Source organism: Pseudomonas neuropathica (assembly GCF_051174785.1).
Lineage (GTDB): Bacteria > Pseudomonadota > Gammaproteobacteria > Pseudomonadales > Pseudomonadaceae > Aquipseudomonas > Aquipseudomonas neuropathica_A.
The window spans coordinates 4,152,528-4,176,116 of record NZ_CP195111.1 but is presented as its reverse complement, the minus strand read 5'-3'; the positions used below and the strand labels follow the sequence as shown (position 1 = coordinate 4,176,116).

The window sequence follows — 23,589 nt, the reverse complement described above, 5'->3', positions numbered from 1 at the left end:
ATGCGCATCGGTGAATTAGCCCAGGCCAGCGCCGTCAGCCGTGACACCCTGCGTTTCTATGAGCAGCGCGGGTTGATTGCGGCGCAGCGTAGTGCCAACGGTTACCGCGACTATCCGCCGGAGATGGTGCAACTGGTGCTCTATATCAAGACTGCGCAGCGTCTGGGATTTACCCTCGGCGAGATCGGCGACAGCGTTGCCGCGTTGTGGAACGCGCCCGATCCTGACAACGCCGTGGCGCAGTTGCTGCGCGACAAGCTGCAACTGATCGAAACCCGCATGCGCGAACTCGACGCGCTGCGGCAGGAGTTGCAACTTCGCCTCGGTCAGGCCTGTCCATTGAATCCATGATCCTCATTCATCAAGGAAGCCCTTCATGTCTGCAAAAAACGCACTGATCATCGGCGCCTCCCGGGGCCTTGGCCTCGGTCTGGTGAAAACCCTGCTGGCCGACGGCTGGCAAGTCACTGCTACCGTGCGCAATCCTGCCAATGCCGATGCGCTTCAAGCATTAGGCAAGGTGCGGATCGAGAAGCTCGACATGGACGATCAGCAAGCGGTGATCGCCCTGAGTCAGCAACTCAAGGGCGAAACTTTTGACCTGCTGTTCGTCAACGCCGGGGTCAAAGGCCCGGCCGATCAGACCCCGGGCGGCGCAACACTGGCCGAAGTCGGTCAGTTGTTCTTCACCAACGCGGTGGCACCGATCAATCTGGCCCAGCGTTTTGTCGGGCAAATTCGTGACGGTAGCGGTGTGCTGGCGTTCATGAGTTCAGTGCTCGGCAGCGTGACCATGCCGGACGCGCCGGAACTGGCGCTGTACAAGGCGAGCAAGGCTGCGCTGAATTCGATGACCAACAGTTTTGTCACGCAGTTGGGCGAGCAGAAAATGACCGTGTTGTCGTTACATCCGGGTTGGGTGAAGACCGACATGGGTGGTGAAGGTGCTGATCTGGATGTAGAGACCAGCACCCGTGGGCTGGTTGATCAGGTGAATGCTTATACCGGTAAGGGCGGACATCACTTCATCAATTACAAGGGCGAAACGATCCCCTGGTAATTGATGATCCCCTGTAGGAGCTGCCGAAGGCTGCGATCTTTTGATCTTAAAAACAAAATCAAAAGATCGCAGCCTTCGGCAGCTCCTACAGTGGTTGTGTATTTTGGTGATGTTGTCCGGTCGGGTTGGGCTTGCCCGATGCGGCAATTTGTTTGAAACTGCGCCCCTCGTCCCTCGCGGCGACCCTGGATCAGCAGACAGGGCATCACTGAGCTGGCAACCCTGAACCCCATTTTCAGAGGAGCCGGCAACATGCCCGCGACCCGTACCTGGTTAAAAAATCCCCTCGCCATTTTCACTTCCAACGAACTCGATGCCCGTGGCGGTCTTGTCGTGCAAGACGGTGTCATCGTCGAAGTCCTTGCTGCCGGCCAACAGCCGTCGGCGCCGTGCAATGAAGTGTTCGATGCCCGCGAGCATGTGATCCTGCCGGGCCTGATCAACACTCACCATCACTTCTATCAAACCCTGACTCGCGCTTGGGCGCCGGTGGTCAATCAGCCGTTGTTCCCGTGGCTGAAAACCCTGTACCCGGTGTGGGCGCGCCTGACGCCAGAAAAACTCGCCCTCGCCACCAAAGTCGCTTTGGCTGAATTGCTGCTGTCGGGTTGCACCACCGCTGCGGACCACCACTACCTGTTCCCGGACGGCCTGGAAAACGCCATCGACGTGCAAGTCGAAAGCGTCCGCGAACTGGGCATGCGCGCCATGCTCACGCGCGGTTCGATGAGCCTCGGTGAGAAGGACGGCGGCCTGCCACCGCAGCAGACAGTGCAGGAAGGTCAGGTGATTCTCGACGACAGTCAGCGCCTGATTCACGAGTACCACGAACGTGGCGACGGCGCGCAGATCCAGATCGCCCTGGCGCCGTGCTCACCGTTTTCGGTGACCCCTGAAATCATGTCCGCCAGTGCTGAACTGGCCAACAAGCTCGACGTGCGCCTGCACACGCACCTCGCCGAAACCCTCGACGAAGAAGATTTCTGCCTGCAGCGATTCGGCCTGCGCACCGTCGATTATCTCGACAGCGTCGGCTGGCTCGGCCCGCGCACCTGGCTGGCCCACGGCATCCATTTCAATCCGGACGAAATCGCTCGCCTCGGTCAGGCGGGCACCGGTATCTGCCATTGCCCTAGCTCGAACATGCGTCTGGCTTCCGGCATTTGCCCGAGTATCGATCTGACTGACGCGGGTGCGCTGTTTGGTCTGGGCGTGGATGGTTCGGCGTCCAACGATGCCTCGAACATGATTCTCGAAGCGCGTCAGGCGCTGTACATCCAGCGTCTGCGTTATGGCGCCGAGAAGATCACCCCGGAACGCGTGCTGGGCTGGGCGACCAAGGGTTCGGCGAGCTTGTTGGGCCGTACCGATATTGGTGAGATTGCCGTAGGCAAGCAGGCAGATCTGGCGTTGTTCAAGCTTGATGAGCTGCGTTTCTCGGGCAGTCATGATCCGATTTCGGCGCTGCTGCTGTGCGGTGCTGATCGTGCGAATCGGGTGATGATTGGTGGCCAGTGGCGTGTGGTGGATGGCCAGGTTGAAGGGCTCGACTTGAAAGGCCTGATCGCCGATCACAGCCAAGCGGCGCGCCAGCTGATCGCCGGTACCTGATCCACCACCGTTCAAAACTGTGGGAGCGAGCCTGCTCGCGAAGAGGGAGTGTCAGACAACATGTTTGTTGGATGACACACCGCTTTCGCGAGCAGGCTCGCTCCCACATTGGTTTCTGCCAGCCTCAGAGACCGAGCAAGGACAGCATGATGAACGTCGCAAACAGCACAAAGTGGGTCATGCCTTCGATGGCATTTGTTTCACCGTCATTCAGGTTGATCGCACTGACGATCAGCGTGATGAAGATCATCACCGTCTGCACCGGAGTCATCGCCATCTGAAACGGCTGGCCGGTATACAGCGCCATCGCCTCCATCACCGGCACAGTCAGAATCACCGTCGACAATGACGCCCCCATCGCAATGTTCACCACCGACTGCATGCGGTTGGCCAACGCTGCGCGCAACGCGGTCAAAATCTCCGGCGCGGCGGAAATCGCCGCGACCAGAATCGCCGTGATCACCGGCGGCGCGCCCGTGCCTTCCAGGCCCAGATCGAGGGTCTTCGACATCACTTCGGCCAATGCGCCGATCACCACAATGCCAAACACCAGAATGCCGATCGACAGGCCAATGCTCGGTGCTTTCGCGTGTGAGTCCTGCGGTTCTTTCTTGCGGCGTTTGTCCGGGTAGCTGTAGCTGAAAAAGTAACTGTGCGGCCCGACCTGCATGCGCAGAAACAGCGCATACAGCACCACCATCGCACCGATGGTGAACGCCGAATAAATCTTCCAGTTGGCCTCAGGAATAAACTCCGGCACCACCATCGACACGCCCATGGCGGTGAGGATCATCACGCTGTAGCTGCGCGCGGAATCATCGTTGTACGACTGTTCGCCGTGTTTGATCCCGCCCATCAGCGCGGCGAGGCCGAGGATGCCATTGATGTCGAGCATCACGGCCGAGTAGATCGTGTCGCGCACCAACGTGGGCGACGCTTCGTTGCTCATCATGATTGCCAGGATCACCACTTCGACCAGCACGGCCGCCAGCGTGAGGATCATCGTACCGTAAGGGTCGCCGACCTTTTCGGCGAGCAATTCGGCGTGATGGGCGACGCGCATCGAGGCGGCGACGATGAAGGCGATCAACACCAGGCCGGCAGTCAGCGCGACGATCTGGCCGCTGTGCAACATCCAGTGTTCTAGCGGATAGGCGACGCACGCGGCGATGACGGCCAGTAGCAGAAAACTTTCTTGCTTGAGGATTGTGAACATGGCGGGCCTTTTGCCGAAAGAGTGCGAATGAGCTACTGACTGCGGAGCGGCGCTAACGTTTCGTTACACCTTAGCGCACCAAGCGATGGCAGTTGGTTTCAGGCGTGCACTTTTATCTGCCCTGCCGGCCCCTTCGCGAGCAAGCTCGCTCCCACATTGAAATGCGATCCCCTGTGGGAGCGAGCTTGCTCGCGAAGGCCACACCGTGGTTTCGGATTGTTTGTTGTCCTTTTGGTCAGCAATTTGCATTGACCCTGACCACACACAACAAAATGGAGCTCCCATTCATGCAAATACGTCCGCTGCACAAACTGCTGTGCGCCGCCCTCGGTCTGGGGATCAGCCTGAGCGCCAGCGCTGCCGATCCGCTGAAGGTCGGTTTCGTTTACATCGGCCCGATCGGTGACCACGGCTGGACGTATCAGCATGAGCAGGGGCGCAAGGCACTCGCAGAAAAACTCGGTACGCAGATCACCACCAACTACGTCGAGAACGTCGCCGAAGGTGCCGACGCCGAGCGAGTGATCCGCAACATGGCCAAGGACAAGTACGACCTGATCTTCACCACCTCTTTCGGCTACATGAACCCGACGGTGAAAGTCGCCAAACAATTTCCCAAAGTGACCTTCGAACACGCCACCGGCTACAAACAGAACAAAAACCTCGGCACCTATCTGGCGCGCACTTACGAGGGTCGCTACGTCGGCGGTTTCCTCGCGGCGAAGATGACCAAGACCAGGAAAATCGGCTACGTCGCTTCTTTCCCGATCCCCGAGGTGATCCGCGATATCAACTCGATTCAACTGGCCTTGAACAAATACAACCCCGGCACCGAGATCAAAGTGGTGTGGGTCAACTCCTGGTTCGATCCGGGCAAGGAAGCGGATGCGGCCAACGCGTTGATCGATCAGGGCGTCGACGTAGTGTTCCAGCACACCGACAGCCCGGCGCCGATTCAGGCCGCCGAACGTCGTGGCGTATACGCGGTAGGTTACGCCTCGGACATGGCGCACTTCGGGCCGAAAGCGGTGTTGACCTCGATCGTCAACGACTGGGCGCCACACTACATTCAGGCGACGCAGAGCGTGATCGACCACACCTGGAAACCTCAAGACTACTGGGGCGGATTGAAGGAAGGCACGGTTGAACTGCCGATCAGCGATCTGGTGCCGGCGCCGGTGAAAGCCGAGGCCGAGCAGATCATTGCCGACATCAAGAGCGGTGCCTTCCAACCGTTCACCGGGCCGATCAAGGATCAGGCCGGCGTCGAAAAAATCCCGGCGGGCGTAAGCGCGACCAATGCGGAACTGGCGTCGATGAACTACTACGTAGAAGGCATGAAGGCCGAGATGCCGAAGTAAATATCCAATTCACCACACAAAACCCTGTGGGAGCGAGCCTGCTCGCGAAAGCGGTGTGTCATTAAACAAAAATGTTGTCTGACACTCCCTCTCGCGAGCAGGCTCGCTCCCACATTGGAAACTCAGCGTATTCAAGGATTGTGTATGGATCAGCTTCCGATCATCGACATTAGCCCGCTCTATAGCGACGACGAAAACGCCTGGCCTGCCGTGGCAAAACAGATCGACCTGGCCTGCCGCGAATGGGGCTTTTTCTACATCAACGGTCACCCGATTTCAGCGCAGCGCATCGACGCCGTGCTCGATCAGACTCAACGTTTTTTTGCGCTGCCCGCAGCGGAAAAACTCAAGATCGACATCACCCAGACCCGCCATCATCGCGGCTACGGCGCCATCGCCACCGAGCAACTCGACCCGAGCAAACCCAGCGACCTGAAAGAAACCTTCGACATGGGCCTGCACCTGCCGGCCAACCATCCGGACGTGCTCGCCGAAAAACCGTTGCGCGGGCCGAACCGTCATCCAGCGCAAACCGGATGGGCTGAGTTGATGGAGCAGCACTACCTCGATATGCAGGCCCTGGCGCAAACCTTGTTGCGGGCGATGACTATCGCGCTGAACATCGAACGCGACTTTTTCGACAGCCGCTTCGTTGATCCGGTCAGCGTCCTGCGCATGATCCATTACCCACCGCGCCACACCGCCAGCTCCACCGAACAGCAAGGCGCCGGCGCGCACACTGATTACGGCTGCATCACCCTGCTCTATCAGGACAGCGCCGGCGGCCTGCAGGTGAGAAACGTCAAAGGCGAATGGATTGACGCGCCACCAATCGATGGCACCTTCGTGGTCAATCTCGGCGACATGATGGCGCGCTGGAGCAACGACCATTATCGCTCGACCCCGCACCGGGTGATCAGCCCGCTCGGCGTAGATCGCTACTCGATGCCGTTCTTTGCCGAGCCACACCCGGACACGCGCATCGAATGCCTGCCCGGTTGTCAGGATGCACAGCATCCGGCGAAATATCCGACCACCACGTGCGCCGATTTCCTGCTGTCGCGCTTCGCCGATACCTACGCCTATCGTCGCGAGCAGGAAGCCGTTTGATGGATCGCTTGGTCAGGTTTTGCCAATTGTTTCGACGAGCATCTGTAGAATGCCGTCATTGCACCTGATGAGAAAAGAATATGTACGATTGGCTCAACGCCTTGCCCAAGGCCGAACTGCACCTGCACCTGGAAGGCTCGCTGGAGCCTGAGCTGCTGTTCGCCCTGGCCGAGCGCAACAAGATCGCCCTGCCGTGGAACGATGTGGAAACCCTGCGCAAGGCTTACGCCTTCAACAACCTGCAGGAATTCCTCGACCTGTATTACCAGGGCGCGGACGTATTGCGCACCTCACAGGATTTCTACGACCTGACCTGGGCCTACCTGCTGCGCTGCAAGGCGCAGAACGTCATTCACACTGAACCGTTCTTCGATCCGCAGACCCACACCGACCGGGGCATCCCGTTTGAAGTGGTGCTCAACGGCATCGCCGCGGCATTGAAGGATGGCGAGCAGCAACTGGGCATCACCAGCGGTTTGATTCTCAGTTTCCTGCGCCACTTGAGTGAGGAAGAAGCCGAGAAAACCCTCGACCTGGCGCTGCCGTTCCGTGATGCGTTTGTCGCGGTCGGTCTGGACAGCTCCGAGATGGGCCACCCGCCGAGCAAGTTCCAGCGTGTGTTCGATCGTGCCCGCCACGAAGGCTTCCTGACCGTTGCCCACGCTGGCGAAGAAGGCCCGCCGGAGTACATCTGGGAAGCCATCGACCTGCTGAAAATCCAGCGTATCGACCATGGCGTACGCGCCATCGAAGACGAACGCCTGATGCAGCGGATCATCGACGAGCAGATCCCGCTGACCGTGTGCCCGCTGTCGAACACCAAGCTTTGCGTGTTCGATCACATGTCGCAGCACAACATCCTCGACATGCTTGAGCGTGGCGTGAAGGTTACGGTGAACTCCGATGACCCGGCCTACTTTGGTGGTTATGTGACCGAGAACTTCTACGCGCTGCATGAGCATTTGGGCATGACCCAGGATCAGGCCAAGCGCCTGGCGCAGAACAGCCTGGATGCGCGACTGGTAAAACCATAAGCAGCAGCGCATGACCAATGTGGGAGCGAGCTTGCTCGCGAATGCGGTGTGTCATTCAACGAAGATGTTGTTTGATGTAACGCTTTCGCGAGCAAGCTCGCTCCCACAGTTGGTTTAGGGTTCAGCCAATAACTTCTGCTTCAGTCAGCTCTTCCAGGGTTTTCCCCCGCGTCTCCATCCCGAACAGCCAGACCACCCCCGCCGCGATCGCAAAGCACGCCGCGCCCAGCGCAAACACCCCGCCCTGCCCGGTTATCGGGAACACCAGCCCGGTCACCAACGGCCCGAGCAACGAACCCACGCGGCCAATGGCCGAGGCAAAGCCCGATCCGGTTGCCCGCGCCGACGTCGGATACAACTCCGGCGTGTAGGTGTAGAGCACCGCCCACATGCCGAACAGGAAAAACTGCATCAACAGCCCGGTGCCGATCAGCAGCGCCACGTTGCCGCCAAACACCGCACTCTGCCCATACAGAAACGCCATCACCCCGCCGCCGAGCAGCGTGACGATGCACACCGGCTTACGCCCCCAGCGCTCGACCAGCCACGCCGCCATGAGAAATCCGGGAATCCCGCCCAGGGATATCAGTACCGTGTAATACACCGACTGCGTCACGGCAAAACCCGACTGTTGCAGCAACGCGCTGAGCCACGACGTCAGCCCATAAAACCCGAGTAGCGCAAAGAACCACAGACTCCAGATCATCGTCGTGCGCTGACGATACTGTGGCGACCAGATCTGCTTGAGCGCGGCAAAGAAATCGCCGGGCGGCGTCACGGTGCGCGGCAAGCGCAGCGGTTCCGGCAACGCTGCACCGCCGAGCGACGAACGCACCCGCGCCTCGATGCCGTTCAACACCTTGTCTGCCGCCTCATGTCTTCCAGCCTGTTCCAGCCAGCGCGGTGACTCGGGAATGAAAAAACGGATCGCCAACACAAACACCGCCGGCACCGCCAACACCAGAAAAATGTCGCGCCAGCCAATCAGTGGCAGCAGAAAGTAGGACAGCACCCCGGCAGCAACGAAACCCAGCGGCCAGAAGCCGTCCATCAATGCGATGTAGCGCCCGCGGCGTTGCGCTGGAATCAGTTCGGACAGCATCGATTGGGCGATCGGGAATTCCATGCCCATGCCAATCCCCAACAGAATGCGAAACAGCGTCAGCGTCTCGACCGTTTGTGCCGTCGAGCACAGATAACTGGCCACACCCCACAAGACGATGCTCCACTGAAACACCGGTTTGCGCCCGAAACGATCGGCGAGCATGCCGGACAGCGACGCCCCCAGCACCATACCGAAAAAGCTCGAACTGGCGAGCAGTCCTGCTTGCGCACTGCTCAGGCCGAACTCGGCTTTGATCGAGCCAAGCAGGAACGTCATCATCGCCAGATCCATGGAGTCGAAGAAAAACGCCAGTGCGATGATGATGAAAATGATCCGGTGATAACCGCTGAGTGGCAGTCGTTCCAAGCGTTCTGCCGCACTGTAACCGTGAGTGTCCATGCCGCCTCCCCCATCCGAAATGTCCCCGGATCGAGTGTGCGTGATAGCGCCTCGGCGTTCGTGCTGGATGCGACCTGTTCGCAGTCGTGGACGACGCCAGAAGCGCTGAGGCAGTTGCGGGCGTCGATTGCGAGTGCTCTACAAGGCCATTTCCAGCTCGGTTTCCCTCGCGAATCGATGCAGTTCCCGTTGGCCGGTGGCCGTCAATTGCAAGGCCCGAGAGTCGTTCGGTAGCGTCAGCCAACCGGACTGCATGAACAACTGCAACAGTGCGGCGCCGAGTGAGCCCCCCATGTGCGGACGACGTTCGCTCCAGTCCGGGCATGCACACGCCACCTGCACGTTGCGGTGAGCCAGCGCCTGAATGAACACGCCACGGCCAGCCAAGCGGTTCGCGCCTTTGTGGGTCACCACGACGCGTTGTTCAAGCTGCTCGATCCAGCCGGCATCGAGCAACCGCTGATACAGATCCGCCGCCAGCGTACCGCCGAGGTGGTCATCGCAAAAACGCGCGCGCAACAGCGAAGACGGTGCGGTCTGCGGCTTGGCCATGGGGGTGGTGCGCTTGAACACCTCGGGAATTTCCCGCGGCGCACTGGCGATAGTGGCGCTGGCCAATGCTTCAATCGCCGCACCGACCTCCGGTGCCGAGAGACGGAAAAAACGTTTACGACCACGGACTTCGACCTTCAACAGACCACCCGTCGATAGCCGCGCCAGGTGCGCACTGGCCGACGACGGCGACAGCCCTGCCAATAGCGCAAGCTCCTCGGTTTGCCGGGCCGAGCCATCCATCAACGCCCACATCATCGCGCTGCGCTTGGGGTCGGCCAGCAACGTGGCGATCTGGCTGATGCAAGGTGCATGTTCCATGTGTTCACTCCCTGTTGAATCGTATCTTCTACTGCTCGGAGACATCTTGGCCGGTAATGAGTCATCGGCCAAGACGCGAAAATCGCCATGAACCGGGGCGAGGCAAGCCACTGACGCAGCTTGCTCCGGCACAGAACCCGCAGCAGTTGCGCGACCGTCACTCGAAGACTGGCGACGCGCTGCGAGGGTCTCCGGGCCGGGGTGTCGGTGCTGGCATGAGGCGGGCGCTAGTATAAGCGGGTTAGCCCCCGCGTCCCGCGCCGGGGCCTGCGCAGGTGGTGATTGTTCCTGAGAGAAATTTCTCTATTTACCTGCGACTAATGATCAACTTTCGGAAAAACGGGAAATTGACTACTTAAATCAGCGCATCGGCTGGCGAGCATTTCCCTCAGAAGGTTCACCGGCTTACTCAATTGTGCGCGATGGGCGCACAACAAATTCAGCGGTGCGCGCTCACAGAGCAGCTCTGGCAGCAGCACTTTGAGGCGCCCGGCGAGCACATCGGCGCCCACATCCAGCCACGACTTGTAGGCAATTCCGGCACCGGCGAGCGCCCACAGGCGCACAACGTCGGCGTCATCGCTGAAACGGTCGCCACTGACGGTGAGGCCGACTTCACGTTTACCGTCATGAAAACTCCAATGGTCATGAACCCGGCTGCCGAGCATGTACAGCAGGCAGTTGTGCTGAGTCAGTTGTTCGAGCTGGTGCGGCTCGCCGTGTCGGGCCAGGTACGCCGGGGAGGCACACAGCACACGGCGGTTTTGCGGGGCGATGGGCAAAGCGACCAGGCTCGAGTCTTCTGGCTCGCCATAGCGCAAGGCGATGTCCACCGGTTGACGGAACAAATCGGCGATGCGGTCGCCAAGCAGCAAGCGCACGGTCAGCTTCGGGTGCTCGCGCTGGAACTCGTCGAGCCATGGCAGCAGCAGATTGCGCCCGAAGTCCGAGGGCGCCGACAACTGCAGAACGCCGCTGACCTGTTCCTGCCCGCTGGCGAGCAAACGCCGGCCTTCATCAAGATTGCTCAGCGCCGCCCGCGCGTATTCGAGAAAGCCTTCGCCTTCGGCTGTCAGCCGCAGGCTGCGGGTCGAACGGGCCAGCAAGCGCGCACCGAGTTGCTGTTCGATCCGTTTCAACGCCGCACTGGCCACGGCCGCGGACATGTCCATCACCCGCGCCGCTGCTGACAAACTGCCCAGGTCCGCCGCCCGGACAAACAACTGCAAGTCGTCGAAACGCAGCATGCTCAGCCTCGATTATCAAAAAAATATTGAAAGAGACTGCCCTTTTAGCCGGTTTTATCTCGCAGAGAAATAGCCAATCATCTCTCCATCGTATTCATCCCGCTTCTCTGGAGCCGAGCATGTCCCAGCCATTCACCGCTATTGCCACCCTGATCGCCAAACCGGGCCAACAGGACCTTCTCGAACAGGGCCTGCACGCACTGGTTGAGCCGAGCCGTGCCGAAGCCGGGTGCAGCCAGTACGACTTGCATCGCGACCTCGCCGACCCGCAGGTGTTTTATGTGATTGAACACTGGGCCAGCGAAGCGATTCTTGAGGCGCACAACGCCAGCGCGCACTTCCAGCATTTCCAGGCAACGGCTGGCCACGCCATCGAACACTTTCAGCTCAAGCGCCTCGGCACGATTGCCTGACCCCTTCTTCTATTACCTGTACGGAGCCACTCATGAAAGCCATCGCCTATTACGCTTCACTGCCGATCAGCGACGCAAAATCCCTGCAAGACATCGAACTGCCAGAGCCGGTCGCCGGCCCGCGCGATGTGCTGGTGGAAGTCAAAGCCATTTCGGTTAATCCGGTCGACACCAAAGTGCGGCAGAACGTGGCTCCCGAAGAAGGTGCAGCGAAGGTGCTGGGCTGGGACGTCGCCGGTGTGGTCAAGGCTGTCGGCAGCGAAGTGACGTTGTTCAAGGCCGGCGACAAAGTCTTCTACGCCGGCTCCATCGCCCGTGCCGGCGGCAACAGTGAACTGCACGTGGTCGATGAACGTATCGTCGGCCATATGCCGAAATCCCTTGGTTTTGCCGAAGCCGCCGCGCTGCCGCTGACCGCGATCACCGCCTGGGAGCTGTTGTTCGAACGCCTGCAAATCCGCGAAGGCAATACCGATGAAGGCCAGAGCCTGCTGATCGTCGGTGCCGCTGGCGGGGTTGGCTCGATCCTGACGCAATTGGCCAGGCAACTGACCGGTTTGAAGGTGATCGGCACTGCGTCCCGCGAGCAGACCCGCGACTGGGTCAAAGAACTGGGCGCCGATCTGGTCATCGATCACAGCCAGCCGCTGAGCGAAGAACTCAAGCGCGCCGGGATCGACAGCGTCAGCCACGTCGCCAGCCTGACTCAGACGGATCAACATCTGGATCAATTGGTCGAGGCGCTGGCGCCGCAAGGCAAACTGGCACTGATCGACGATCCGAAGTCGCTGGACGTGAGCAAACTCAAACGCAAGAGCCTGTCGCTGCACTGGGAGTTCATGTACACCCGCTCGCTGTTCGAAACGCCGGACATGATCGAGCAGCACAAACTGCTCAATCGCGTAGCGGATCTGATTGATGCCGGGACGTTGAAGACCACGGTGGGCGAGCATTTCGGTACGATCAATGCGGCGAACCTGCGTCGCGCCCATGAGCTGCTGGAAAGTGGCAAAGCCAAGGGGAAAATTGTTTTAGAAGGTTTCTAAAAAACCGCACAGAGCAGCCTTCGCCGGACCTAGAGCGGTCGGCGGGGCTGCGCTGTTCTTTGCCGTCAGTCCGATGCTTGACCGTTGTCACAATTGCGATCGTATTCAGGTCTACAATCGAAGCCTCTGCGATACATCTTTTACGCAAGGGAGGTCAGCAATGAAGATCCTGATAAAAGAAGTGGCAAAGTCTCAATGGCAGGTTCGTCTGGACCAACACGCCGTGACATTCCGCAGTGAAGCCGAAGCACTGGCCTTCACTCGCACCCTCGAAGCGCGACTTTGCGCGCCCCATCAGATTCCCGACCGCAGCCAGCAGCGCGCCGCCGGCTGAAGTTGTTTTATGCCTCGGCCTGAGCTTGAGCCAGTGCCCGGGCATTCTGCAGACGGCGGGTGAGCAGCGCCACGCACACCACCAGCAAACCGCAAATGCTGATGACGATCGCCATCGGCACAGCCGTGCCGTCGTGTAACACCCCCACCAGCGCCGAAGCGCCAGCGGCGACGCTGAATTGCATGCAGCCCAGCAGTGCCGAGGCACTGCCGGCGCGCGCGCCCTGTCCGTTCATCGCGCAGGCGGCGGCGTTGGGGCTGATGCAGCCCAGGCTCGACACGCAGATAAACAGTGGAATCAGCAGCGGCCACAAGGATTCGGTGTGCATCGCGCTGACCGCGAGCAGCGTCAGCCCGGCGCCGAAATAAACCCACACCGCCCGCGACAGCAGGAACGCCGGGCCACGTTTGGCCAACAAGCGCGCGTTGACCTGCGCCACCAGAATGAACCCCGCCGCGTTGGTGCCGAATAGCCAGCCGAAGTGCTCGGCCGGCACGCCATACAACTTGATGAAGATAAACGGCGAACCGGCGATGTAGGCAAACATACCGGCAATGGCGATACCACCGGTCAGGGCATGGCCGAGATAAACCCGATCCTTGAGCAAACGCCCGTACTGGCGCAGCGCACCGGACAACGGCTGGCGCGGCATGTGCGCCGGCATACTTTCCGGCAGACCCAGGGCCACGGCCAATCCGGCCAGCGCACTGAACCCGGTCAGCACCAGGAAAATCGACTGCCAGCCTGTGGTGTTGACCAGCAGGCCACCGAGCATCGGCGCCAGAATCGGTGCCAGGCCCATCACCAGCATCAATTGCGAGAAGACTTTCGCCGAACCCACCGCGTCGCATTTGTCACTGACCACGGCCCGGGAAATCACCATCCCCGCACAGCCGCCGAGTGCCTGGACGAAACGTGCGCCGATCAGCCATTCCAGGTTGGGCGCATAGGCGCAGGCCAGTGATGCCAGAGTGAACAGCGTCAGACCGACGAGCAACGGGATGCGTCGGCCAAAGCGATCCGCCACCGGGCCGTAAGCCAGTTGGCCAATCGACAACCCGGCGAAATACGCCGCCAGCGTCATCTGCACGTGTTTCTCGTCGGTGCCGAACGCCAGCGCCATGGAAGGGAATGCGGGTAAATAGAAGTCGATGGCCAAGGGCCCGAAGGCGGTCAAGGCACCGAGAATCAGAATGGTACGGAAGTTCATCAGGCATCCAGGTTGGCAAGTCGGCAGCCCGACAGTCTAGCCGTGCCCGGAGGCCTTGAACATTCCGATAGCTCGCTAACTATAAAACTTCAGACGAGTTTCACTGCGTAGCCTTCTTCGCTGATGACCTCAATCACCTGCTCGGCGCTCAGCGCACTTTCGACGCCGACCTCTTTCGCGGCCAGGTCGACACGCACGCTGGCCGCCGGATCCTTGGCCTGTACCGCGTTGGTGATGGCTTTGACGCAGTGACCGCAGGACATGCCTTGAACGTTGAACACTTGCATGGAATGACTCCTTTGAGTGAGGTTGCCGGCAGTTTCGAGCTTGCCACGATGACAAGGTCAAGTTCTTCAATAAACTGCCGGGCTGGCAATCGGCGCCGCGCTCGGCCAAGCTGCGTGCATCAATGACTTAAATTCAGGAGATTCAGCCATGCGCTGGTCAGCTTTCAGCCTGTTTGGCTTGCTCAGCCTCTTTGCCGCCGTTCCTCAAGTGCAAGCCGCCGGTGAGGATTACGGCGTTCTGATCATCTCCCGTGAGCGTCTGGAAGTGGCAACCTCCTGCGAGATCGGTGTGTATATCCAGGATCAGCTGTCGGCACGCCTGTTTCAGGAACAGAGCACATCTTTCAACTTGCCACCTGGCACTGTTTCGCTACGTCTGAAACTACTGCCGGGGCAAGTACCGGGTTGTAATCCGGGCTTGCTCGCACCGGGTTCACAGGAAATAAAACTGCAGGCGGGCGATGTGCAGAAGTACCGGATCGCGATGACACAGGAAGGCATGTACCTGAAGCGCGCCGATCTCGGCTATTAAGCAAATCCAGACCTGTGGGAGCGAGCCTGCTCGCGAATACGGTGTGTCATTCAACGATGATGTTGACTGATCCGCCGCTTTCGCGAGCAGGCTCGCTCCCACAGTTTGTTTTGCAGCGCATCAAAGAATGGCGCTTGACCTTGCCCGCATGGCAAGGTTGATCCTTGTAGGTATCTACTACAGGGAGTACGACCGATGTCCGATTCCATCACTTTCGACCTGCCGATTGCCGGCATGACCTGCGCCAGCTGCGCCGGCCGTGTCGAGCGGGCCTTGAGCAAAGTCAGCGGTGCCAGTGCCGTCAGCGTCAACCTCGCCACCGAGCAGGCCCGCGTGCAGGCACCCGGCAACAGCCTGCCGGCGTTGATGGCGGCGGTCGAACGTGCCGGTTACAACGTCCCACAGCAAACCATCGAATTGACTATCGAAGGCATGACTTGCGCCTCGTGCGTCGGTCGCGTCGAGCGTGCCCTGAATAAAGTCGCCGGGGTGAAAAGCGTCAGCGTCAATCTCGCCAACGAACGCGCCCACCTCGAATTACTCGGCCAAGTCGATGCGCAAACCCTGCTCGACGCCGTGAGCAAGGCCGGCTATTCAGCCAGCGTCTGGCACGCCGAACACCCACAAACCGATAACCAGCAGCACAAGCTCAAACGTGAACGTTGGGCACTGATCTGCGCGATCGCCCTCGCCCTGCCGCTGGTGGCGCCGATGTTGCTGCAACCGTTCGGCATCCACTGGATGCTCCCGGCCTGGGCGCAATTTGCCCTCGCCACGCCGGTGCAATTCATTTTCGGTGCACGTTTCTATGTCGCCGCGTGGAAAGCGGTGCGCGCCGGCGCCGGCAATATGGACTTGCTGGTCGCTCTCGGCACCAGCGCCGGTTACGGCTTGAGCCTCTATGAATGGGCCACCGCTGCCGGGCGCATGCCGCACCTGTATTTCGAAGCGTCGGCAGTGGTTATCGCCTTGGTGCTACTCGGCAAATATCTGGAGAGCCGCGCCAAGCGCCAGACCGCCAGCGCCATCCGTGCCCTCGAAGCGTTGCGTCCGGAGCGGGCGATTCAAGTGATCGACGGCCGCGAGCAGGATATCGCCATCAGCGCGTTGCGCCTGAACGATCTGGTGTTGGTCAAACCCGGCGAACGTTTCCCGATCGACGGCGAAGTCATCGAAGGCCAGAGCCACGCCGATGAAGCGCTGATCAGCGGCGAGAGCCTGCCGGTGCCGAAACAACCGGGCGACAAAGTCACCGGCGGCGCAATCAATGGCGAAGGCCGCTTGCTGGTGCGCACTCAGGCGCTCGGTGCGGAAACCGTACTCGCGCGGATCATTCGTCTGGTCGAGGACGCTCAGGCCGCCAAAGCGCCGATCCAGAAACTGGTGGATAAAGTCAGCCAGATCTTCGTGCCGGCGGTGTTGCTGATTGCCTTGGCGACACTGATCGGCTGGTGGCTCTACGGCGCCCCGATCGAAACTGCGCTGATCAATGCGGTTGCTGTTCTGGTCATCGCTTGCCCGTGTGCATTGGGTCTTGCCACGCCAACGGCGATCATGGCTGGCACCGGTGTAGCGGCGCGCCACGGCATTTTGATCAAGGACGCCGAAGCCCTGGAACGTGCCCATGAAGTCAGCAGCGTGGTGTTCGACAAGACCGGCACGCTGACCTCCGGCATGCCGCGCATCGCCCATTTCAGTGCCGTCGATGGTGATGAAAATATGCTGCTGACGCTGGCCGGCGCCCTGCAACGCGGCAGCGAACACCCGTTGGCCAAAGCGGTGCTGGATGCGGCAGCGGAGCGAGGCCTGAACGTGCCTGATATCAGCGACAGCCAGTCGCTGACCGGTCGTGGCATCGCCGGCAGTCTCGATGGTCGACGTCTGGCGCTGGGCAATCGGCGGATGCTCGAAGAAAATGCCTTGAGCGCGGGTAACCTGAGCGAATCTGCCCAGGCATGGGAGGCCGAGGGCCGTACGCTGTCGTGGTTAATCGAACAAAGTCCTGAACCGAAAGTGCTCGGTTTGTTTGCCTTCGGTGACACCGTGAAACCCGGCGCACTGGCAGCCGTGCAGCAACTTGCCGCCCGGGATATCCACAGCCATCTGCTGACCGGCGACAACCGTGGCAGCGCTCGCGTCGTCGCCGAGGCCCTGGGCATCAGCAATGTCCACGCTGAAGTGCTGCCAGCGGACAAAGCCGCCACCGTCACCGAGCTGAAAAAAACCGGCGTGGTCGCCATGGTCGGTGACGGCATCAACGACGCCCCGGCGCTGGCCGCTGCCGACATCGGCATCGCCATGGGCGGTGGCACCGACGTGGCCATGCACGCGGCGGGCATCACCCTGATGCGTGGCGACCCACGGCTGGTGCCGGCGGCGCTGGAGATCAGCCGCAAGACCTACGCGAAGATCCGCCAGAACCTGTTCTGGGCCTTCGTCTACAACCTGATCGGCATTCCGCTGGCAGCGCTTGGCCTCCTCAATCCGGTGTTGGCCGGTGCAGCCATGGCGCTGTCGAGCGTCAGCGTGGTGAGCAATGCGCTACTGTTGAAAACCTGGAAACCCAAGGACCTGGAGGAACACCGATGAACATCGGTCAAGCGGCCAGACACAGTGGCCTCAGCGCGAAAATGATCCGTTACTACGAGTCGATCGGCCTGCTCAAAGCGGCCCATCGCACCGACAGCGGTTACCGGGTCTACGGTGACGATGACCTGCACACACTGGCATTCATCAAGCGCTCGCGGGACTTGGGCTTTTCCCTGGAAGAGGTCGGCAAACTCCTGACCCTGTGGCAGGACCGCCAGCGCGCCAGCGCTGATGTGAAGGCATTGGCGCGCCAGCACATCGACGAGCTGAATCAGAAGATCCGTGAACTTGGCGAGTTGCGCGACACCCTGCAAGACCTCGTCGAGCACTGTAACGGCGACCACCGTCCCGACTGCCCGATTCTCAAGGAGCTGGCGTCGGGCTGCTGCGCGCAACCCGCCCGCGCTTGAGCGCCAAAAACTTTATCGTGAGCAATGTGCCGAGGGGAATGCCGTGGAACAGCATGACCACGGCACCCGGCGTCCACCACGCGTAGAACGGCGCGGCGATGAGCATGCCGATACCGAACCCGGTCATTTGCAACAAGGTCAGCACGCTGAAAATCGGCAGGCGCAATTGCTCGGGTTCGCGTTGCAGACGCGACATCAGCCCGACTTCGGAAAAGCCGTCACCCAGCCCTGCCGGCAAGGAAAACAGCAGCAGACCGTAGAGGCTGTGCTGCTGGAACATCAGGATAAAGCCGCAGGACATCAGTGCAACGCCGAAGAAAAAGCGTCGTTCGAGGTTGATGTTGTCCGAGCCTTTGAGACGACTGGCGATTCGCGCCCCCAGCAGTTTGCCGCTGGCCCACACCGCGAGCATCAGGCCCAGCGTGGTGCTCGCCGACTCCGGCGTGAGCAGTTTGGAGATAATCGGAAAACCGACGTTATGTGCGGCGCTGCCCAAGGTGTCGGCCATGGTCACCGCCAGCATCGCGGCAATCACCGGTGCAGCGCGCAGGCCTTGCTTGAGTGCTGTCCATTCACCGCGTTCATGTTCTTCGTTTACGGTCGCGGGGGCGAACCGCAGCGGCACGATCAACAACGCCGCGAGCAGGTAGGTCAGCGCATTCAGGGCGAACACCGCTTCAAAGCCAAAAGCCGCGACCAGCAAACCCGACACCAGACTGCCCCCGACCATCGCGGCGGATGAAGCCGAGGTGATCCACGCGTTGGCCTTGAGCAATTGATCCGCAGGGATCAAACGCGGCAATTGACTGTTGAGGCCGATGGCGAACATCGAATTGCCCAGACCCAGACCAAACGCTATCACCGGCAACAGCATGGCCTGCTGGCTGACGGGCACAATCAATAACAGACCCAGCACGCTGGCGCGCAGCAGGTCGAACGCGATCAACGGTGCGCGGCCGCTGCAACGGCGGTAGAACGCAGTGCCGATCAGACTGGCAAACACCCCGCCGCCCACACGACTGGCGAGGAAAATCCCGACGCTCATGGCGCTGTTGCTCAGCAGGTAGACGTAGGTGGCCAGCGCGACCATGTTGAGGAAGGCGCCGAAATCGGAGATCAGGCGTGCAGTGACGATCAGGTGGGTGTTGCGCGGGGTGGTCACATTCAGTCCTTGAGTGTGGCTGGAGCGGTGGACAGTAGACGTGAATTTGCGTTGATCCGAAAGAGGCCCTCACCCTAACCCTCTCCCAGAGGGAGAGGGGACTGATTGGGGGATGCTGCGGAGATACGCCGACCTGAAATTTCTTTACCGAATCAGACAAGTCCAAATGCTGACCCCATCCAATCCATAATCGACCCAGTGTTACAGGTCGATGTATGACTCAACACACCTCGGTCGGCCCCCTCTCCCTCCGGGAGAGGGCTGGGGTGAGGGAGCTTCTGATTCAAACAAAAAACCCGGCCGAAGCCGGGTTTCTCGTCAAGCAATCACTGCATCCACGGTGGTGGCGGTGGCTCGTCGGACTTGCCTTTCGGCTCGTCGTCCGCCGCGCGGATGGCCTGCTTGCGTTCCTCGTCGAGGCGCGCCGCTTCGATCTCGCGCAACACCCCGCCGACATCGGCCAGGTCTTCCGGATCATCGAACTCACCGGTCAGCACACTGTTCGGGTGCAAGGTGCCGGCTTCGTACAACGCCCACATTTCCTTGGCGTACTTGGTCGTCTTCAACTCCGGGGCAAAGCGGCCGAAGTACGAAGCCATGTTGCCGACATCGCGCTCCAGCATGCTGAACGCGTGGTTGTTGCCGGCAGCGTCGACGGCCTGCGGCAGGTCGATGATGACCGGGCCGGTCGGCGTCAGCAGCACGTTGAACTCCGAGAGGTCACCGTGCACCAGACCGGTACACAACATCAGCACGATCTGCGAGATCAGGAACGCGTGATACTCGCGCGCCTGATCCGGCTCCAGCACCACGTCGTTCAGACGCGGTGCAGCGTCGCCGAACTCGTCGGCGACCAGTTCCATCAGCAGCACGCCATCGAGGAAGTCGTACGGCTTGGGCACTCGCACGCCGGCACCGGCCAGACGGAACAGCGCCGCCACTTCGGCGTTCTGCCAGGCATCTTCGGTCTCTTTGCGACCGAACTTGGAGCCCTTCGCCATCGCTCGAGCCTGTCGGCTGTTGCGGACCTTGCGGCCTTCCTGATACTCGGCCGCCTGGCGGAAACTGCGTTTGTTCGCCTCCTTGTAGACCTTTGCGCAACGTAACTGATTACCGCAGCGCACCACATAAACAGCTGCTTCTTTACCACTCATCAGTGGGCGCAGCACTTCGTCGACCAGACCGTCCTCGATCAGGGGTTCAATGCGTTTTGGAGTCTTCATCAGCTTTTATTGTGGGTCCTTTATTACCAAACACGCGAATGTCACTCGTTATACGGCAATCCTCGCATTACGGGGAGGGGTTGCCGACCTGTGAACCTGTGAATGCACACACTGTGCCGAAAAATCGACCGCTGCGAATCATAGCCGAGCCTTGCCTGTTTGTTGTTATCGGCCGTTGAGGGCATTTGCGACAGAATCTGACATCTGCGGTTTCAGCCCTTTTACCCTCACCCCAGCCCTCTCCCGGAGGGAGAGGGGGCGGACCGAGGCGTCTGGCGTTATACATCGACCTGAAATACCGCGTCGATTATGGATTGGAATAAACATCTGACTGAAACACGTCGATTATGGATAGGGCTAACGATCTGACTGAAACAACGTCGATTATGGATTCGGTGAAGCACGTTCAGGTCGGCGTATCTCTCAAACATCCCCCAATCAGTCCCCTCTCCCTCCGGGAGAGGGTTAGGGTGAGGGGTTTTTCTAGCGTTCGATAATCGCGGTGACACCCTGCCCACCCGCCGCGCAAATGGAGATCAGGCCCCGCCCCTTGCCTGCGGCGTCCAGCAACTTCGCCAGGTTCGCCAAGATACGCCCACCGGTCGCGGCAAACGGATGCCCAGCCGCCAGCGAACTGCCCTTCACATTGAGTCGGCTGCGATCGATCGAGCCTAGCGGTGCGTCGAGGCCCAGGCGGGTTTTACAGTATTCCGGATCCTCCCAAGCCTTCAACGTGCACAGCACCTGCGCAGCAAAAGCCTCGTGAATTTCGTAGTAGTCGAAATCCTGCAAGGTCAGCCCGTTGCGCGCCAGCAAACGCGGCACAGCGTAGACCGGCGCCATCAGTAGCCCTTCGGCGCCGTTGACGAAATCCACCGCCGCCGCCTCGCCATCGCGCAGGTAAGCGAGGATCGGCAAGCCACGTTCCTTTGCCCATTCTTCGCTGCCAAGCAGCACCACCGAGGCACCATCAGTCAGCGGTGTGGAGTTGCCCGCGGTCAGCGTGCCTTTGGCGCTTTTTTCGAAGGCAGGTTTCAACGTCGTGAGTTTTTCCAGGGTCAAGTCCGGGCGCAAATTGTTGTCGCGGGTCAGGCCAAGGAACGGCGTCATCAGGTCGTTGTGCCAGCCTTCGCTGTAGGACGCGGCGAGTTTGTGATGGCTTTCGAAGGTCAGCTGATCCTGCTCTTCACGCGGGATCTGCCAGGTCTGCGCCATCAGTTCACAGTGCTCGCCCATCGACAGCCCGGTGCGTGGTTCGCCGATGCGTGGGAAATCCGGAATCAAATGTTTGGGCCGCAGTTGCAGAAAGGTTTTCAGCTTGTCGCTGGTGGTCCTGGCGCGGTTGGCTTGCAGGAGGATTCTGCGCAGGCCTTCGCTGACGCTGATCGGGGCGTCGGAGGTGGTATCGACGCCACCGGCAATGCCGCACTCGATCTGGCCGAGGGCGATCTTGTTCGCCACCAGGATCGCCGCTTCCAGGCCGGTGCCGCAGGCTTGCTGAATGTCGTAGGCGGGCGTGGCCGGAGACAGGCGCGAGCCGAGCACGCATTCACGGGTCAGGCTCATATCTCGTGACAATTTCAGCACCGCGCCCGCCACCACTTCACCGATCCGCTGGCCGTGCAGGTTGTAGCGTTCGATCAGGCCTTCAAGGGCGGCGGTGAGCATCGCCTGATTGCTGGCCGTGGCGTAAGGCCCGTTGGAACGGGCGAAAGGGATACGGTTACCGCCAATGATCGCGACACGGCGCAGCTGACTCATGAATAACTCCTTGGATAAATTCGGGTTGAAACAATCCCTGTGGGAGCGAGCTTGCTCGCGAAGAGGGCGGCACATTCACCACTTTTACCGACTGATACGACGCCTTCGCGAGCAAGCTCGCTCCCACAAGGTCCGCGCATGTCTGCAAGACCTGCTAAACCTCAGTGTCTAGCGTAGGCCTTATTGCGTGAATCGAACGATTGATTGCTATCGGTAGTCCACACTTTGAACCCCAACTTCTGGAGAGCGTTCCATGTCTGACCGCTATATCGACTTCGCCAACTCGTCCATCGGCCATCGTCTGGTCGGGGCGCTGGGTCTGCCGTCGCCGGTGCGACTGGAACGCTGGCAGGCCGGACGGCTGCGGCCGGTGGAAGGTGCACTGCTGATCGGCGGCGGGCCATTGGCCGAGCGCATCAGTGCCTTTGCCAACCGTTTGACCGACGGCATTTACCGTTACGGCGAACAACCGGCGGCGGCCACTGAATGGATTCCCGGCCACGGCCCGAAGCTCAAAGCCGTGGTGTTCGACGCCAGCGAACTGTTGCAGACCGACCAGCTCAAGCAACTGCGCGAATTCTTCCAGCCACTAATGAAGAACCTTGAGCACAGCGCGCACTTGGTGATTCTTGGCCGCGCGCCGGAAACCCTAAGTGATCCGTTTGCCGCCAGTGCGCAACGCGCGCTGGAAGGGTTTTCCCGTTCGCTGGCGAAGGAGCTGCGCAGCGGCGGCACACTGCAACTGATCTACGTTGGCGAAGGTGCTGAAGATCAGCTGGAAGGTCCGTTGCGGTTTTTCCTCTCGCCAAAAAGTGCGTTTGTCTCCGGACAGGTGATTCGCCTGACAGCGTGTGCAACGCCAGTAACTGACTGGACACGCCCCTTGGCCGGACGCAAGGCGTTGGTCACCGGGGCTGCGCGCGGGATCGGCGCGTCTATTGCCGAAACGCTGGCCCGCGATGGTGCCGAGGTGATTCTGCTGGACGTGCCACCGGCGAAAACCGACCTCGAAGCCCTCGCCGCTCGCCTCGGTGGCCGCGCCATTACTCTGGATATCTGCGCCGCCGATGCCGCCACGCAACTGATCGAACAACTGCCTGACGGCCTCGACATTCTGGTGCACAACGCCGGTATCACCCGCGACAAGACCCTGGCCAACATGACCCCGGAATTCTGGGACGCGGTGCTAGCGGTCAACCTCAATGCGCCGCAAGTGCTGACTCAAGCGCTGCTCGACAGCGGCACGCTGCACGATGATGCGCGGGTCGTTCTGCTGGCTTCGATCAGCGGCATTGCCGGCAACCGTGGGCAAACCAACTACGCTGCGAGCAAGGCCGGGCTGATCGGTCTGGCACAAGCTTGGGCGCCCACACTGCTGGAACGCGGTATCAGCATCAACGCCGTCGCGCCCGGTTTTATCGAGACGCAGATGACCGCGCACATTCCGTTCGGCCTGCGTGAGGCCGGACGGCGCATGAGTTCGCTCGGTCAGGGCGGCTTGCCGCAAGACGTCGCCGAAGCCGTCGCATGGCTGGCACAACCGGGCACCGGCGCGTTCACCGGTCAGGCGCTGCGGGTCTGTGGACAAAGTGTTCTGGGGGCTTAG

22 protein-coding genes are annotated in these 23,589 nt (G+C 60.5%); 13 read left to right on the top strand and 9 right to left on the bottom strand.

Annotated features, from left to right (window positions below; translation table 11 throughout):
• The 3 genes from ACRRSD_RS18825 to ACRRSD_RS18815 all read left to right on the top strand — a co-directional run bounded on the left by ACRRSD_RS18825 (position 1) and on the right by ACRRSD_RS18815 (position 2,671).
• Positions 1-351 (top strand): MerR family transcriptional regulator, encoded by a 351-nt coding sequence (locus ACRRSD_RS18825; RefSeq protein WP_077570877.1) that lies wholly within the window; start codon positions 1-3, stop codon positions 349-351.
• A 25-nt stretch (positions 352-376) separates the two neighbouring features.
• Positions 377-1,060 carry an SDR family oxidoreductase gene (locus ACRRSD_RS18820; protein ID WP_435034656.1) on the top strand — a complete coding sequence of 228 codons (684 nt, stop codon included), beginning with the start codon at positions 377-379 and terminating at the stop codon, positions 1,058-1,060.
• A gap of 252 nt (positions 1,061-1,312) precedes the next feature.
• Positions 1,313-2,671, top strand: coding sequence for an 8-oxoguanine deaminase (locus tag ACRRSD_RS18815; RefSeq protein WP_435034655.1), 1,359 nt, complete (start codon positions 1,313-1,315; stop codon positions 2,669-2,671).
• A gap of 124 nt (positions 2,672-2,795) precedes the next feature.
• Here the strand turns inward: ACRRSD_RS18815 and ACRRSD_RS18810 are convergent, their stop codons facing one another.
• A complete protein-coding gene (locus ACRRSD_RS18810; RefSeq protein ID WP_435034654.1) occupies positions 2,796-3,887 on the bottom strand; it encodes a calcium:proton antiporter in 1,092 nt (363 codons plus the stop codon).
• Positions 3,888-4,174: 287 nt separating this feature from the next.
• Here ACRRSD_RS18810 and ACRRSD_RS18805 point away from each other — a divergent pair, with 287 nt between their 5' ends.
• The 3 genes from ACRRSD_RS18805 (at position 4,175) to ACRRSD_RS18795 (ending at position 7,392) form a co-directional block, all read left to right on the top strand.
• Positions 4,175-5,248, top strand: a complete 1,074-nt coding sequence (locus tag ACRRSD_RS18805) for a BMP family ABC transporter substrate-binding protein (protein ID WP_435034653.1) — start codon at positions 4,175-4,177, stop codon at positions 5,246-5,248.
• A 144-nt stretch (positions 5,249-5,392) separates the two neighbouring features.
• On the top strand, positions 5,393-6,358 hold the full coding sequence (locus tag ACRRSD_RS18800) for a 2-oxoglutarate and iron-dependent oxygenase domain-containing protein (RefSeq protein WP_435034652.1): 966 nt from the start codon (positions 5,393-5,395) through the stop codon (positions 6,356-6,358).
• An 80-nt stretch (positions 6,359-6,438) separates the two neighbouring features.
• The gene (locus ACRRSD_RS18795) at positions 6,439-7,392 is read left to right on the top strand and encodes an adenosine deaminase (RefSeq protein ID WP_435034651.1); all 954 of its coding nucleotides are present in this window, start codon (positions 6,439-6,441) and stop codon (positions 7,390-7,392) included.
• Between the two features lie 121 nt (positions 7,393-7,513).
• On the opposite strand, the gene ACRRSD_RS18790 is transcribed toward ACRRSD_RS18795, so the two are convergent.
• The 3 genes from ACRRSD_RS18790 to ACRRSD_RS18780 form a co-directional block, all read right to left on the bottom strand.
• Positions 7,514-8,896, bottom strand: a complete 1,383-nt coding sequence (locus ACRRSD_RS18790) for an MFS transporter (RefSeq protein WP_122606376.1) — start codon at positions 8,894-8,896, stop codon at positions 7,514-7,516.
• A 138-nt stretch (positions 8,897-9,034) separates the two neighbouring features.
• Positions 9,035-9,769: an ArsR/SmtB family transcription factor gene (locus ACRRSD_RS18785; RefSeq protein WP_038360695.1), complete on the bottom strand. Its 735-nt coding sequence runs from the start codon at positions 9,767-9,769 to the stop codon at positions 9,035-9,037.
• A 317-nt stretch (positions 9,770-10,086) separates the two neighbouring features.
• Positions 10,087-11,016 carry a LysR family transcriptional regulator gene (locus ACRRSD_RS18780; RefSeq protein ID WP_435034650.1) on the bottom strand — a complete coding sequence of 310 codons (930 nt, stop codon included), beginning with the start codon at positions 11,014-11,016 and terminating at the stop codon, positions 10,087-10,089.
• A gap of 119 nt (positions 11,017-11,135) precedes the next feature.
• Between ACRRSD_RS18780 and ACRRSD_RS18775 the strand changes: the two genes are divergently transcribed.
• From ACRRSD_RS18775 to ACRRSD_RS18765, 3 genes are all read left to right on the top strand, one after another.
• On the top strand, positions 11,136-11,429 hold the full coding sequence (locus ACRRSD_RS18775) for a putative quinol monooxygenase (RefSeq protein WP_435034649.1): 294 nt from the start codon (positions 11,136-11,138) through the stop codon (positions 11,427-11,429).
• 32 nt (positions 11,430-11,461) lie between these two features.
• Entirely contained in the window at positions 11,462-12,475 is a 1,014-nt protein-coding gene (locus ACRRSD_RS18770) for a zinc-binding alcohol dehydrogenase family protein (RefSeq protein ID WP_435034648.1), read from the top strand.
• 160 nt (positions 12,476-12,635) lie between these two features.
• Positions 12,636-12,809, top strand: coding sequence for a hypothetical protein (locus ACRRSD_RS18765; protein WP_007914687.1), 174 nt, complete (start codon positions 12,636-12,638; stop codon positions 12,807-12,809).
• Between the two features lie 7 nt (positions 12,810-12,816).
• On the opposite strand, the gene ACRRSD_RS18760 is transcribed toward ACRRSD_RS18765, so the two are convergent.
• On the bottom strand, positions 12,817-14,019 hold the full coding sequence (locus tag ACRRSD_RS18760) for a multidrug effflux MFS transporter (protein WP_435034646.1): 1,203 nt from the start codon (positions 14,017-14,019) through the stop codon (positions 12,817-12,819).
• A gap of 89 nt (positions 14,020-14,108) precedes the next feature.
• The gene (locus tag ACRRSD_RS18755; RefSeq protein WP_034154772.1) at positions 14,109-14,306 is read right to left on the bottom strand and encodes a cation transporter; all 198 of its coding nucleotides are present in this window, start codon (positions 14,304-14,306) and stop codon (positions 14,109-14,111) included.
• A 148-nt stretch (positions 14,307-14,454) separates the two neighbouring features.
• On the opposite strand from ACRRSD_RS18755, the gene ACRRSD_RS18750 reads away from it, so the two are divergent.
• The 3 genes from ACRRSD_RS18750 to cueR all read left to right on the top strand — a co-directional run bounded on the left by ACRRSD_RS18750 (position 14,455) and on the right by cueR (position 17,837).
• Positions 14,455-14,838, top strand: a complete 384-nt coding sequence (locus tag ACRRSD_RS18750) for a hypothetical protein (protein WP_102901604.1) — start codon at positions 14,455-14,457, stop codon at positions 14,836-14,838.
• Positions 14,839-15,033: 195 nt separating this feature from the next.
• Positions 15,034-17,427, top strand: coding sequence for a heavy metal translocating P-type ATPase (locus tag ACRRSD_RS18745; RefSeq protein WP_435034644.1), 2,394 nt, complete (start codon positions 15,034-15,036; stop codon positions 17,425-17,427).
• Complete coding sequence (gene cueR, locus ACRRSD_RS18740; RefSeq protein WP_025111722.1) at positions 17,424-17,837, top strand: Cu(I)-responsive transcriptional regulator; 414 nt, start codon at positions 17,424-17,426, stop codon at positions 17,835-17,837. Before ACRRSD_RS18745 ends, cueR begins: the two co-directional genes overlap by 4 nt.
• On the opposite strand, the gene ACRRSD_RS18735 is transcribed toward cueR, so the two are convergent.
• From ACRRSD_RS18735 to ACRRSD_RS18725, 3 genes are all read right to left on the bottom strand, one after another.
• Positions 17,791-18,999: an MFS transporter gene (locus ACRRSD_RS18735; RefSeq protein WP_435034641.1), complete on the bottom strand. Its 1,209-nt coding sequence runs from the start codon at positions 18,997-18,999 to the stop codon at positions 17,791-17,793. The two genes, cueR and ACRRSD_RS18735, sit on opposite strands and share 47 nt — an antisense overlap.
• A gap of 326 nt (positions 19,000-19,325) precedes the next feature.
• Positions 19,326-20,222, bottom strand: a complete 897-nt coding sequence (locus ACRRSD_RS18730; protein ID WP_103306280.1) for a PA4780 family RIO1-like protein kinase — start codon at positions 20,220-20,222, stop codon at positions 19,326-19,328.
• A gap of 483 nt (positions 20,223-20,705) precedes the next feature.
• A complete protein-coding gene (locus ACRRSD_RS18725) occupies positions 20,706-21,983 on the bottom strand; it encodes an acetyl-CoA C-acetyltransferase (RefSeq protein ID WP_435034639.1) in 1,278 nt (425 codons plus the stop codon).
• 253 nt (positions 21,984-22,236) lie between these two features.
• On the opposite strand from ACRRSD_RS18725, the gene ACRRSD_RS18720 reads away from it, so the two are divergent.
• Positions 22,237-23,589 (top strand): 3-oxoacyl-ACP reductase, encoded by a 1,353-nt coding sequence (locus tag ACRRSD_RS18720; RefSeq protein ID WP_435034638.1) that lies wholly within the window; start codon positions 22,237-22,239, stop codon positions 23,587-23,589.